9 protein-coding genes and 4 pseudogenes are annotated in these 13,456 nt (G+C 38.3%); 4 read left to right on the top strand and 9 right to left on the bottom strand.

Features of this window, described 5'->3' with window-relative positions; translation table 11 throughout:
* Positions 1–28: 28 nt before the first annotated feature.
* The 3 genes and pseudogenes from BHE89_RS20605 to BHE89_RS20595 form a co-directional block, all read right to left on the bottom strand.
* Positions 29–190: a DUF2474 domain-containing protein gene (locus BHE89_RS20605; RefSeq protein WP_074454095.1), complete on the bottom strand. Its 162-nt coding sequence runs from the start codon at positions 188–190 to the stop codon at positions 29–31.
* Positions 171–1,179, bottom strand: a pseudogene (gene cydB, locus BHE89_RS20600) (cytochrome d ubiquinol oxidase subunit II). The gene BHE89_RS20605 and the pseudogene cydB overlap by 20 nt, the downstream one beginning before the upstream one ends.
* A complete protein-coding gene (locus tag BHE89_RS20595; RefSeq protein ID WP_069369027.1) occupies positions 1,169–2,503 on the bottom strand; it encodes a cytochrome ubiquinol oxidase subunit I in 1,335 nt (444 codons plus the stop codon). The pseudogene cydB and the gene BHE89_RS20595 overlap by 11 nt, the downstream one beginning before the upstream one ends.
* 136 nt (positions 2,504–2,639) lie before the next feature.
* On the opposite strand from BHE89_RS20595, the pseudogene BHE89_RS20590 reads away from it, so the two are divergent.
* Positions 2,640–4,057 (top strand): annotated as a pseudogene (locus BHE89_RS20590) (aminotransferase-like domain-containing protein).
* Positions 4,058–4,170: 113 nt separating this feature from the next.
* Entirely contained in the window at positions 4,171–4,740 is a 570-nt protein-coding gene (locus tag BHE89_RS20585) for a HutD/Ves family protein (protein WP_069369029.1), read from the top strand.
* Positions 4,741–4,796: 56 nt separating this feature from the next.
* Here BHE89_RS20585 and BHE89_RS27545 read toward each other — a convergent pair.
* A pseudogene (locus BHE89_RS27545) lies at positions 4,797–5,410 on the bottom strand (LysE family translocator).
* A 161-nt stretch (positions 5,411–5,571) separates the two neighbouring features.
* Between BHE89_RS27545 and BHE89_RS20575 the strand changes: the two are divergent.
* A complete protein-coding gene (locus BHE89_RS20575; protein ID WP_069369031.1) occupies positions 5,572–6,036 on the top strand; it encodes an Lrp/AsnC family transcriptional regulator in 465 nt (154 codons plus the stop codon).
* A gap of 164 nt (positions 6,037–6,200) precedes the next feature.
* On the opposite strand, the gene bla is transcribed toward BHE89_RS20575, so the two are convergent.
* Positions 6,201–7,094 carry a class A beta-lactamase gene (gene bla / locus BHE89_RS20570; RefSeq protein ID WP_128860752.1) on the bottom strand — a complete coding sequence of 298 codons (894 nt, stop codon included), beginning with the start codon at positions 7,092–7,094 and terminating at the stop codon, positions 6,201–6,203.
* A gap of 170 nt (positions 7,095–7,264) precedes the next feature.
* Here bla and BHE89_RS20565 point away from each other — a divergent pair, with 170 nt between their 5' ends.
* Positions 7,265–8,143: a LysR family transcriptional regulator gene (locus tag BHE89_RS20565; RefSeq protein ID WP_069369134.1), complete on the top strand. Its 879-nt coding sequence runs from the start codon at positions 7,265–7,267 to the stop codon at positions 8,141–8,143.
* Positions 8,144–8,243: 100 nt separating this feature from the next.
* Here the strand turns inward: BHE89_RS20565 and lhgO are convergent.
* From lhgO to BHE89_RS20545, 4 genes and pseudogenes are all read right to left on the bottom strand, one after another.
* Positions 8,244–9,401 (bottom strand): annotated as a pseudogene (lhgO, locus tag BHE89_RS20560) (L-2-hydroxyglutarate oxidase); the annotation flags it as partial.
* Between the two features lie 30 nt (positions 9,402–9,431).
* Positions 9,432–10,142 (bottom strand): FadR/GntR family transcriptional regulator, encoded by a 711-nt coding sequence (locus tag BHE89_RS20555; RefSeq protein WP_069369034.1) that lies wholly within the window; start codon positions 10,140–10,142, stop codon positions 9,432–9,434.
* Positions 10,143–12,110 carry a TRAP transporter permease gene (locus tag BHE89_RS20550; RefSeq protein ID WP_069369035.1) on the bottom strand — a complete coding sequence of 656 codons (1,968 nt, stop codon included), beginning with the start codon at positions 12,108–12,110 and terminating at the stop codon, positions 10,143–10,145.
* A gap of 12 nt (positions 12,111–12,122) precedes the next feature.
* Positions 12,123–13,157, bottom strand: coding sequence for a TAXI family TRAP transporter solute-binding subunit (locus BHE89_RS20545; protein WP_069369036.1), 1,035 nt, complete (start codon positions 13,155–13,157; stop codon positions 12,123–12,125).
* Positions 13,158–13,456: the final 299 nt, after the last annotated feature.

The following is a 13,456-nucleotide window of genomic DNA, read 5'->3' as shown; positions in this document are numbered from 1 at the left end:
TAATTATATTGCTGTATGGACTTTGCCTTTACTTGACTTTCATTCCCGCTAATGTCATTAAAAAACGAAATAGAGAAGAAACAGCAAATAAAGCTAATACACTACAAAACCAAATAGTAATCAACCATCCCCATTTTTTTAATAATGAGGGTTTATTTTGTATTTGTGGATCAGTGATAACCTTCTTCATAATTTTGTTTTTCCTCTGAAAACGTAATAACTCCAGAATGTGTAAACGAGAATGATTGGAATAATAAATAGTGCGCCAACTAGCATAAATCCTTGGCTTTCAGGTGGTGCAGAGGCTTCTACAAAACTAATTGTAGGTGGAATAATGTTAGGCCAAATACTTATCCCTAATCCTGCAAAACCTAAGAAAACTAAAGCCAGTGCACCAAAGAAAGGAAGATAATGACCCCGCTTTTTCACTGAGCGTAAAATTAACCAAGTGCTGTACAACACTAAAAGAGGAACAGGTAAAAAGAAGAATAGGTTCGGTAATGTGAACCAACGTTCAGCAATCGCAGGTTGTGCTAATGGTGTCCATGCACTGACGACGGCAATGACCGCAAGCATAATAAGTGTAAGAGGTTTAGCAACCTTATAGAGTTCCTGTTGTAAATGACCTTCGGTTTTCATAATTAGCCAGCCACACCCTAATAATGAATAGGCGATAACTAATCCAACCCCACAAAAGAGAGCAAAAGGGGATAACCAGTCAAAATAACTACCTGCAAAAGCGCGATTAACAACAGGTAAACCTTGAACAACGCTACCCACGACAACACCTTGCATAAAGGTGGCTAAGATAGAACCCAAGATAAATGATTTATCCCAAAAGCCTTTGTGGTGGTCATCGGCTTTAAAGCGAAATTCAAAAGCGACACCACGAAAAATTAAGGCAACAAGCATTAAGGTTAAAGGCATTGCCAAAGCATCAAGAATAACCGAGTAAGCTAATGGGAAGGCACCAAATAATGCAGCTCCTCCTAGAACTAACCATGTTTCGTTACCATCCCATACAGGGGCAACGGTATTCATCATTAAGTCACGATCTTGGTCACTTTTAATAAATGGGTAAAGTATACCGATACCCAGATCGAACCCATCCATCACAATATACATTAACGTACTAAATACGATAATAATGAACCAAATAACGGGTAAATCAATTCCCATGATGAACCTCCGGCGTACCTTTTCGGATCAGTTTTAACATATAGGCATATCCAACACCGAATACAGAACTATAAACAACTAAGAAGATCAGCAGGCTGATGCTCATATGCATTTCGCCATGTGCAGATACCGCATCTCGTGTTCGTTGTATGCCATAAACAACCCAAGGTTGACGTCCTACTTCTGTTGTAAACCAACCCGCAAGAATAGCGATAAGTCCTGAAGGTGCCATTAAGAAAGTTAAACGTAAGAACGCTTTAGATTCATACAGTTTCTTTTTATATCGCAGCCAAGTTCCCCAAACACCGACTAAAATCATTAACATGCCAAGACCAACCATAATGCGGAAAGACCAGAAAACGATAAGTGAATTAGGTCGATCTTCTTTAGGAAACTCTGTTAATGCTGGAACTTGTTTGTCTAAGCTGTGAGTTAAGATCATGCTGCCAAGATAAGGGATTTCTATCTTATATTTCGTTTCTTCAGCATTCATATCAGGTACACCAAAGAGAATTAACGGTGTTGCTTCTCCCGGTTCATTTACCCAGTGACCTTCAATAGCGGCAATTTTAGCGGGTTGATGTTTTAGGGTATTTAAACCATGGGCATCACCAATGAAGGCTTGAATGGGCGCTAAAATTAAAATCATCCATAAAGACATTGAAAGCATCTTTTTCATGGCGGATGTTTTATGACCTTTGAGCAGATGCCATGAAGCAGATGCAGCAATAAAGAAGGCAGACGCTAGGAAAGCAGCAACACCCATATGAGCAAGACGATATGGGAACGATGGATTGAAAATAACGGCGATCCAATCTACTGGAACCACTTGGTTATTTATAATTTCAAACCCTTGAGGTGTTTGCATCCAACTATTTGAAGCTAAGATCCAAAACGTAGACATTAATGTGCCTAATGCCACCATACAGGTTGCGAAAAAGTGAAGCTTTTCACCGACTTTATTCCAGCCAAATAACATCACACCTAAGAAACCAGCTTCTAAGAAGAAAGCAGTAAGTACTTCGTAAGTGAGTAGAGGGCCTGTAATTGAGCCCGCAAAATCAGAGAAGAAACTCCAGTTGGTTCCAAATTGATAGGCCATCACTAAACCAGAGACAACGCCCATAGCAAAGTTAACAGCGAATATTTTCGACCAAAAATGGAATAGCGCTAAATAATCCTTATTGCGAGTTTTTAACCATAAACCTTCCAATACGGCTAAAAAGCTAGCCAGTCCAATAGTAATTGCGGGGAAGATAATATGAAAAGAAACTGTGAACGCAAATTGGATACGCGCCAAATCAAAGGCACTTAACCCAAGCATAAAAACCTCGTTTTATAGATATAAAAATGTAAATTGCAGGTAAATCGTGTGGATTAGTAGACCATATGACAGTAAACTATAATAGTGACAATAAGTTTAAAAATGACTATAACAGTTCTGAGGTAAACAGTTTTATATGACTCGATATGAACAGCTTGCAGCGCAAATACGCCAACAAATTGAAGATAATATCTGGCAATCTGGCGACCGTTTACCTTCATTGCGGGATACGGTGAAACAATCAGGTTTAAGCTTAATGACCGTTTTGCAATCGTATCAGTTATTAGAAAGCCAAGGATGGATAACCGCGCGACCACAATCCGGTTATTATGTTGCACATCGTAATACACGCTTTGGTCAAGTGACAGCCAGTAAAGGGTTACACATGAGTGAAAATGTTGAAATAAGCACCTCCATTTTCAATGTACTTCAAGCGTGTAAAGATCCTGAAATTATTCCTTTTGGTTCTGCTTTTCCCGATCCCAGTTTATTCATTCAGCCTAAATTAAGTAGTGCATTGGCTTCTGCCGCAAGGCATTTAGCACCTCAAAGTTCCGTGATCAATCTTCCACCAGGAAATGAAAAGTTACGCCGTAACATTGCGCAACGCTATGCATTACAAGGAATTCATGTCTCTCCTGATGATATTGTGATTACTGCGGGTGCAATGGAATCACTCAGTTTTAGTTTGCAAGCGGTTACCGAACCGGGTGATTGGGTTGTGATTGAATCACCCGCATTTTATGGTGCATTACAAGCCATTGAACGTTTACGATTAAAAGCGATTGCCATTAGAACCGATCCCGTAACAGGAATTTGTTTAGATGAACTCGAAAAAAGTCGTTGAACAATACGATATTAAAGCCTGTTGGTTAATGAGTCATTGTCAAAATCCATTAGGTGGGACAATGCCTGATGAAAATAAAATAAGGCTAGTGGATATTTTGGCGAGGAAACAGATAACGCTAATCGAAGATGATGTCTATGGAGAACTCTATAATAGTCAAAAAGCACCTATGCCAGTAAAAGGTTTTGATAAAACAAATAGCGTTTTACATTGTGCTTCATTTTCTAAATGTCTTGCACCTGGGTTTCGTGTGGGCTGGGTTGCAGCTGGAAAACATGCAACAAAAATACAGCAGTTACAAATGATGAGTACTGTGTCTGCCAGTATGCCAACACAACAAGCTATTGCTGATTATTTGTCACAAGGTGGCTACGATACGCATCTTCGCCGATTAAGATTATTATTAGAACAACGGCGTTATCGTATGTTGCAGGCGATACAAACGTATTTACCAGAAGATGTGAAAGTGAATATTCCATCAGGAGGATATTTTCTTTGGTTAGAGTTTGAATCAACATTTGATGCGAATAAACTTTATCACTTTGCATTAGAAAGAGGTGTCAGTATTGCACCGGGTTCAATGTTTTCCACTAGCTCTCAATTTAATCATGCCTTTCGTTTAAATTCCTCTTTTTCAATGGAATAATCGTACTGAAAAAGGAATGGAAATTATTGGTGAAGGGTGCAGGAAATTACGACGTAAATAGCTGACGTCAGCGCACATTTTTAAAAGTTATTTATTGATTTATTGACGGTAATCTCCAATGATTAATTCTTAACCTCATTATCAGACTGATGCCAGATATTGCAGGAGGATACAATGAAGCTACGTTGTTTTGATCAACAAGAGTTACCGTTTATACCATGGAGTAATCAAAAAGGCACAACGCAAGAAATTGTATGTTGGCCGGTTAATAATGATTTTTCATGGCGAGCGTGTTTAACCTCTATCGAAGAGAATAGCTCATTAGGTCAGTTTCCTGATATTGAACGGCAAATGGTGCTATTAGAAGGTAATGGTATCAATTTAAATAGCCCCGGTTTTCTTAGTCATTCCGTTACAGACTCTTATCAGCCTTTTGATTTTTCAGGTGATATCCATGTTAAATCTGAACTTATTAAAGGTAGCGTAAAGTGCTTAAATATTATGGTACGTCGGACGTGTTGGAAAGCAGATACAACGCTAGTCACACAACCGCTTATTTTACCTAGTTCTCATGCTGGATTAATTTATGTCACTCAAGGTGAATGGGCTTTAATAGGCGCGACTTGTCAGCGTTTATCAAAAGGACAGGGGGCTTGGTGGTTACCTGATATTCGAGAAGGTGAAATAAGACCGTTAACCACAAATTGCCAATTATTATGGGCAGATATTCGACCACTTAAATAGAGGCATTCTTGTGGTCAAATTCTGACTAGAATAATAAATAGTGCTTAGGATTAAGGCTAATTTAAAGCCAGATTAATTGCCGCAAAAGTGAGTAATCCACCTGCAATGCCATCATTACAGCGGCGACGTTTTTCACTAAAACCGCCTTTTAAACCAATATAAGCAAAAAAGGTACCGAGCAGACCATAAATAATTAAGCAAGTCGTGATAAATATCCCAGATAACAGTAATGATTGTGTCGCGATATCATTATGATTATCAATAAAGTTTGGTAAAATAGCGAGATAAACTAAGAGTCCTTTGGGGTTTAAAAAAACTGGTTAAAAAACCTTTACGAAATAGGTGAAGAGGTTTTTGATGCATCAAGGGCTAATTGGCCTTTTTTGCAGGCAGATATCAACATTTTGGCTGCAAGATAACTGATATAGAACACACCAACCCATTTGAGTAAATGAAATAAAATGGGGGATGCTGATACTAAGGCTGCAAGCCCTAATGCACTCAGTAATGCATGGGTTAAATAGCCTGATATAACGCCAGTATTAGCAATCCATGCTGATTTCATACCACCCGATAGCCCTTGGGATGAAATAAAAAGAATATCGGGCCCAGGCGTACAGATAAGCGGTAGAACCGTCAGTGCGAATAATAATAAAGTGTTAAATTCCATCTTTTCACCTGATAGAGAGAGTTTAAGAGAAATATCGTTTTTGCTGTGAAATTTAGCGGAAAGATTATATGATGTTTTCGAAAAAATCGGGTTGCTTTGTTGCTAACAAAAAGAATTAATTGGCAATAAAATTCCACAAATAGAATTAAGGTTAATCTTTGATGTCAATAAAATTAGATAAGATAGATAAGCATATTTTGCAGGTGCTTCAACGTGATGGCAAAATCCAGAACATTGAGCTAGCAAAAGAGGTTGGGCTTTCACCTTCTCCTTGTCTTCGTCGTGTGCGTTTACTCGAAGAGTCGGGTGTGATCACTCGCTATGTTGCTGTATTAGATGGTGGTAAGGTTGATGCAGGATTATCTTTATTTGCTCGAATTTGGTTTAGAGCTCAAGATGCGGAAACTATTGAAGAATTTGTAAAGGCTATCAAGGTATTACCTGAAGTGGTTGAGTGTCATTTAATGGCAGGTGAATGCGATGCGCTTATTCGAATTGTGACTAAAGATTTAGCAACCTATCGCCGCTTTCATGCCGATTATTTAACGCAAATTCCAAGCATCCAAAGTATAAAAACAGAAGTCCCCATGGAAACGGTAAAAGTGAGTTTTGCTTTACCCCTTTAATATGATAACAACTATCTTATTTGAGATGATTTAATACACATTGCATAGCAAAGTTAGATTAAAGATAAAATAAAAAAATAAAAGCAAAAAAAAGCATGAAGACAAAACAAAGATTTGTACTCAGCTTTTTTATTGTTATTGATGTTTACAATAGCGTGTTATTCCTATTTTTTTTGTGATGTGATAAATGGTTTTGTTACAATTTCTACTACCTTAGCAATAATATCTTTACGGTGTTTTGCATCTTGTCTTTGTTGTGTGAAATAGACGACTAAAATTAATGGTGCATGATTGTCAGGCCAAATCACAGCAATGTCGTTAGTCGTACCATAGTCACCACTGCCCGTTTTATCCCCAACAATCCACTGTTTTGGTAAACCGGCTTTAATACTGTGATCACCTGTTGTATTACCTTTTAACCAAGTAACCAGTTGTTGACGTTGAGATCCGCCCAGAGCGTCACCTAATGCCAATACTTGAAGACTTTTAGCCATGGCAATTGGAGATGTTGTATCACGAGGGTCACCATGAATTGCTGTATTTAATTCAGGCTCTTTACGATCTAGGCGATATGTCACATCATTAATTGAGCGTGCAAATTGAGTGACTTTGGCTGGACCCCCTAAATAATCTAATATTTTGTTCATTGCTGTATTATCACTATATTGTAATGTAGCAGCACTTAATTCAGCCAAAGACATTCCTGTTACTAAATGTTTTTCTGTAATAGGGCTGTAAGCGACTAAATCAGATTTTGTAATCGTAATATTCTTATCTAATAATCCAGCTTGTTTTTCACTTTCTTTTAAAATAGCAGCAACAGCCATAACCTTGCTTGTACTTGCCATCGCAAAGCGTTCTTCACCCCGATATGTTATTTGTGAGTTATCTTCCGTGTTGATTAAAGCAACGCCTAAACGACCTTGGCTATATTTTTCAAGCGTACTTAATTGCGCTTCAATCGTATTATTGGTGTTAGCCCATAGTATTGGAGATGCCAATAGAGATATTAATGAAACTGTGATCGTGGCTGCTTGGCGAAATGTTATTTTAAACATAGTTATTGTTGCTCATATTAAGTTGATGAAAAAATATCAATATAAATAGACAGTTATTGAGTAGATATAGAGCCGTTTATTTATAAGTGCAAATATCCTATTTAATTGATTTATTGACAATCGATAATAAATCACTTTAGCTTATAGAAAATCTAATGACTAAGGGTATTATGCGAACTCATCTCCCCCTAAATGCATTACGTGCATTTGAAACTTCAGCAAGACACCTTAATTTCACCAAAGCAGCATTAGAGCTGTATGTCACTCAAGGGGCTGTTAGCCAACAAGTGAGAATGTTAGAAGAGCGACTTGGCGTTATTCTTTTTAAGCGCTTACCTCGGGGCTTAGAAATGACGGATGATGCTCAGATTTTATTTTCTGTATTAACAACGGCTTTTAGTGATATTGAGCGTGTGTTTAAGCAATTTGAACGTGGTGAATATCGCGATGTTGTTTCAATTGCGGCTGTCGGCACATTTGCTGTGGGATGGCTATTACCCAGATTGACTGAATTTAGGCAGTTATATCCAAGAATAGAAGTGAATTTAAGAACTAATAATAATGTGGTTAATTTGGCTACTGAAGGATTAGATTTTGCGATCCGATTTGGTGAAGGCTTATGGCCATTGACGCATAATAAAACATTATTTTCTGCACCATTGACGGTGTTATGTTCATTAAATACGGCGAAACGTTTACAGCATCCGACTGATTTAATAAATGAAAATCTCTATCGTTCTTATCGAGAAGATGAGTGGTTACAATGGTTTGAAAAAGCAGATATGTCGCCGATAAAAATAACGGGGGCTATTTTTGACTCTTCCCGCTTGATGGTTGAAAGTGCAATTTATGAGGGGGGAGTTGCATTAGCACCCGCAAAAATGTTTTCAAGAGAAATTAAACATGGTCAGTTAATACAACCCTTTAAAATAGAAGTTGAAATGGGAAAATATTGGCTAACCTATTTAAAATCAAAGCCAATGACAGCCTCAATGGAAATATTTCAACAGTGGTTAATAAGTGAAGCGCAAAAAGAATGTAATGAGTGATATAAAATAAATAGCACCGATTAATTTCAGTGCTATTTATTGTTTTAACGCGTAATATTTTTTCAATTACAAAGAAAAAATGCTCTCTGACTATTTCTCTGCCTATTTCAATAGATGCTGTTGCGGCAGGTGATGGAGCATTACAAACATGCAGTGAGCGTTTACCTTTTACAAAATGGAAGTCGTCCACTAATTTCCCTTCACGAGTTAAGGCTTGAGCCCGAACACCTGCGGGACCTGGATGAATATCGGCTTCACGTAAATCAGGAATGAGTTTTTGTGCATTTGCAGTAAATAATTTACGGGAATATGAACGACGAAGCTCTGCCATTCCTTCACCTAAATAATTACCTGCAATTTTCCAAAATCCTTTATAAGTGAGAACTTCAGCAAGATCTTTTAAGTTAATGTCGCTTTTTTTATAACCTTCACGCTTAAAAGCTAATACCGCATTAGGCCCAACGTCGCGGTGTCCGTTATACATGCGTGTAAAGTGCACACCTAAGAAAGGAAAATCAGGGTTAGGAACAGGGTAGATAAGATGGTTTACTAAGTAGTTTTTATTCGCGTTAAGCATAAAATATTCACCACGAAATGGGACTATTTTCATGCCTGTGTCATAACCTGCCATTTTAGCAATACGATCACTAAATAAACCGGCGCAATTAATTAACCATTTGCCTGTAAATTGGTTATTGGAGGTTGTAACAGTGACAGTATCATCGGTTTCATTAATTGCTGTAACCGCTTGTCCAAACGCAAATTCACCGCGACGTGATTGAATAATTTCAACGTGTTTCGCTGCAATTTCAGGATAATTGACAATACCTGCATCAGGAACTAATAGAGCCGCTATACCATTAACGTAAGGTTCTCTCAATTTAAGCTCTGCTTCAGTCATTTTGATTACTTCAAGTCCGTTTGCAATGCCACGTTGATAGATATTTTCTAACGCTTCTAACTCTTTTTCATTGGTCGCAACAATCACTTTGCCACAACGGTCATAATAGAGATTATGTTGTTGGCAAAACGCATAGGTTGTCATGTTACCTTGTTTTGCCAGCCTTGCTTTAAGGCTCCCTGGTGTATAATAAATACCTGAATGAACAACATTACTGTTATGTCCACTTTGGTGAACCGCAGGGCCTGATTCCTTATCAATCACGAGTAATTTTAGTTCAGGTTGGCTCTCTTGTAGCGCACTTGCAACCCCTAATCCGACTAATCCCGCACCAATAATAATCACGTCATAAGTCATAATATTATCCATTTTATCAATTTTAAATTATCAGGGTTCTTGTTGTAAGCGCTTTAATTTGCCACGTACATTGGTTAAATGAAGACGCATTCTATGGCTTGTTTCATCGTGATCTTGTTGGCGTATAGATTCAACAATTGCCTCATGTTCTGCAATCACTCGCTCAATCTCAGTATCTCGTCCTCTGTTTTTACTTAACGAATACATTAATACGCCAAGGTAAAGTTCGTGTAAGTTATCTAAAATCCGGACAAAAAAAGGATTATGAGCGGCAACCATAATAGCGCGATGAAATTGATAGTCTTCTTTATGACCAATACTTTTGTTTTGTCTTGTTGCTAAAACAAAGGCATCGTGGGCATTTTCGATAGCGCGTAATTCTTCTGGCGTTCGACGTAAAGCGGCAATAGCAGCCGCTTCATGTTCAATGACCTCACGCATTTCAATCAGTGAATCTATCTCTTCAGGGCAAGCAATTTCCATAACCAGTGGTTCATATTTACTGAGTATAGAGTGATCAATAACACGACGACCGCCCCCTTGGCGTGAGGTCACTATGCCACTGGCTTCTAAGACACCTAATGCTTCTCTGATGGGAACTCGACTGACACCAAAGGCATCAGCAAGTACATTTTCAGAGGGTAACTTTTCACCAATAGGGTAAGTCCCGTTACTGATATTTTGCTTTATCTGCTCAAGAATTTGATGCGACGCTTTTTGGCGTGAGATCTTTTGTATCATCTAATTTTCTCCAGATGCATGCTCCATATTGGCTAACTGTTTTTTAGACCGTAATAAATGGAATGCACCAGTTAATAGGATCAAGGCAACACCTAAAAGGTCGGTATATAATCCCGGTTTAATCATTAGAATTGCCGCTGCTGCAAATGCAATACGCTCAAACCACGTTGTTTTAATCATCCAGAAGTTTGCCGTTGCGATACTTAGCGCATAAATTCCGATTAATGCACTAATAATCATTAATCCAACAGAAAGTACACCTAAATTATCACCTTGCATCAGTAAAGCAGGGTTATAGACTAAAATAAACGGAATAATAAAACCGGGAAGTGCTAAACGAACCGCATCCCATGATGTTTGCATTGGATCAGCTCTGGCAATGCTGGCTGCGGTATAACTTGCTAAAGCGACGGGTGGTGTAATATTGGATAAAGCACCAAACCAGAAAACAAAGAAGTGCGCCGCTAAAGGCATTACACCTGCTTTTATTAAGATAGGTGACACTGTAACGGCTACAACAATATATAACGCCGTTGAAGGTAAACCCATACTTAATACAATACACACCAGCATCACGACTAATAAGATCATCCATAATGTGTTATCTGTCATTGAAACGATATTAAATGCCAATGTTGCACCAATACCTGTCATCGTAACAACACAGATAATGACACCAATCGCAGCACAAGCAACAGTGACCTGAACCGAGCCACGAGCAGCTTCAGCTAAGGCATCAGCGACTTTCGTTAATGTCATACGGACTGATTTATCAGGCGTTATCCAACTTGCAACAATAATAGTTAGAATACCTAAGAAACCTGCGTAAATAGGTGTTTTACCGACTAATAAGGTACCGATAACAATAACTAAAGGCAGTAATAATAAACCACGCGCTTTTAATACCGCTTTCACTTGTGGAATATTCTCTTTACTTAATCCTTTTAATCCTTGTTTTTTGGCTTCGATATCAATCGCCATAATTAACGCGGCGTAATACAACAACGCTGGAATAATCGCGGCAATAACAATTGTGGTATAAGAAATACCTAAAAAGCCCGCCATAATAAATGCAGCAGCACCCATAATAGGGGGCATTATCATACCGCCCGTTGATGCGGTTGCTTCTACGGCACCGGCAAAACGAGGCGTTAATCCAATGCTTTTCATTAAAGGAATGGTAAAAGTCCCTGTTGTTGCTACGTTGGCGACAGCACTTCCACTTAATGAACCTGTTAATGCAGATGAAATAACAGCAACTTGAGCAGGACCACCACGGCGACGACCCGCAAGCGCAAGTGCTAAGTCATTAAACAACGCGGTTGCGCCACTCACACTTAAGAATGAGCCAAAAAGAATAAAGACAACAATCGCAGTTGATGCGGTTGAAAGGGTGATCCCAAAAATACCTTCACTGGTCATAAATAAACGGTATAACAATCTTTCTACAGAGAATCCTGCATGACCGAAAATACCCATAAAATACTGACCAAATAAAGCGTAGATAATGGCAAAAGTTGCAAGCCCAGGAATGAAATATCCAGTGGTTCTTCTTGCAGCTTCAAACAGTACAATAATGCCTAATATAGCCATGGCATAATCAGTAGTATTTGGAATACTTTTTCTCACGACGTGAAGATCAACGTAATTAAAGAAAAAATAACCATAACTGATTAAGGTTAAAGCAATAAAAAGATAATCCCATCCATTAAATTTAGGCGTTGAAAAACGCTTAGAGAATGGAAACAAAATAAAGCCTAAAATTAAAATACCACTAAGAAAAATCGTATTACGGTAAAATTCTTGAGTATTTGATAAAGCGTTGGAATAAATAGCGTAAAGCGAAATTAATATTGCAAGAGTCGTGGTAATTTTCAGGTAAATACCTGCAAGTTGGCGATTGCCGGAGCTTGCTTCTTTATCTAATGCAGGTGGCTCTACCGGAGTTAGGTGGTCATTGTTAATCATAACTCACTCCTGTTATTTATTATTAGTCTGCGTTTGAGCTTCTGGTGGAATAAGGTAATCAGGGATCTCTAACCCGATTTCTTGATAGTAGCGGTAAGCCCCTAAGTGTAATGGTACAGAAACACCTTTTAATGCATTTTCTGTGGTGATGTATTTAGCTGCACTGTGAACTTGATGAACCTCAGGAAGGTTCTCAAACATGGTTTTTGTCAATTCATAAACCAGATCATTATCAATGCTGGTGGTGGCCATTAAGATATTAGGTTGAGCAATCGTATTGACCTTTTCAGTTTGACGAGGGTAGGTATTGGCGGGGATTTCAAAACGAAACCATGAATTTGCCACATGGTTGATATCATCAAGTTGTTTATCTGTGACCTCAAGTAATTTTGCACTGACACCACTTGCGTACATATCGGTTACCGCAGACGCGGGTACCCCAGCAGGTAATGCGCCCCCATCAAGGCGACCATCTCGCATAGCAGAAACGGTATCGCCATACCCAAGATATTCCGGAGTGATCTCTTTTTTCGTTAAATTTACGCCTTTAAGGATAATAATTGTAGATTGTTCAGTACCGCTGGCTTGAGGACCAACGGAAAAACTTGTTGCACGAATATCGTCTAATGTACCGGTTTTCACTTTGCTATCCATCAATACAAAGTGTTCGACATTCGGCCATAACATAGAAATGGAGCGCAGATTTTTTTCTGGTTTACCTTCAAAATTACGCACGCCTTCGTAGGCTTCTACGGCTAAAAGGCTTTGTAGTATTGAAAGTTGAGCTTCATTTTTCTGCATTAAATAGATATTTTCTATTGAACCCGCAGAAGATTGCCCTGTTACTTGGATGCCTCTATCCTTAAGATGCGTACTCCATACGTTTGCTAAACCCACTCCCATCGGATAATACGTTCCTCCTGTTGAAGCGGTTGCTACAGAGAGAAATTGTTTATTCGCATTCTCTTTTTTGCCGATTACTGCTAATGAGACAACAGCAATAACAGCAACAATACCGATGGCAAGTTTTGTTTTTCTTATTCTCATGATGTTGTTCCTGTACATAAAAAACGCAGGTGAATGTTTCACACCAACTTGTATACAACATGACAACTTTTATAGAAATAAGGAACGTTAAGAAATTGTGAACCAGAGTAATGAAATCAAAACAAGAAAATAACAAATTGTGATCAACATAGTAATTATGCAATTTTTAATCATAATTATGGTGATAGTCATAAAATGCAAAAGAAAATATCAATAACTTGCTAGAGAAACGATAAAATGCGCTAAAAAACAATCAATTTATCGATATTAAAAAAATAAAAATGAAAAAATTGGGAGAA

This window comes from Shigella sp. FC1967 (assembly GCF_001743005.1).
In the GTDB taxonomy this organism is placed as follows: Bacteria; Pseudomonadota; Gammaproteobacteria; order Enterobacterales; family Enterobacteriaceae; genus Proteus.
This window is presented reverse-complemented; position numbering and strand designations above follow the sequence as displayed.

Bases quoted from the DNA above. Each gene is read 5' to 3' on its own strand.
- BHE89_RS20595 (WP_069369027.1), bottom strand. From the start codon at position 2,503: ATGCTTGGGTTAAGTGCCTTTGATTTGGCGCGTATCCAATTTGCGTTC.
- BHE89_RS20550 (WP_069369035.1), bottom strand. From the start codon at position 12,110: ATGATTAACAATGACCACCTAACTCCGGTAGAGCCACCTGCATTAGAT.
- BHE89_RS20545 (WP_069369036.1), bottom strand. From the start codon at position 13,157: ATGAGAATAAGAAAAACAAAACTTGCCATCGGTATTGTTGCTGTTATT.
- BHE89_RS20605 (WP_074454095.1), bottom strand. From the start codon at position 190: ATGAAGAAGGTTATCACTGATCCACAAATACAAAATAAACCCTCATTA.
- BHE89_RS20565 (WP_069369134.1), top strand. From the start codon at position 7,265: ATGCGAACTCATCTCCCCCTAAATGCATTACGTGCATTTGAAACTTCA.
- BHE89_RS20585 (WP_069369029.1), top strand. From the start codon at position 4,171: ATGAAGCTACGTTGTTTTGATCAACAAGAGTTACCGTTTATACCATGG.
- bla (WP_128860752.1), bottom strand. From the start codon at position 7,094: ATGTTTAAAATAACATTTCGCCAAGCAGCCACGATCACAGTTTCATTA.
- BHE89_RS20575 (WP_069369031.1), top strand. From the start codon at position 5,572: ATGTCAATAAAATTAGATAAGATAGATAAGCATATTTTGCAGGTGCTT.
- BHE89_RS20555 (WP_069369034.1), bottom strand. From the start codon at position 10,142: ATGATACAAAAGATCTCACGCCAAAAAGCGTCGCATCAAATTCTTGAG.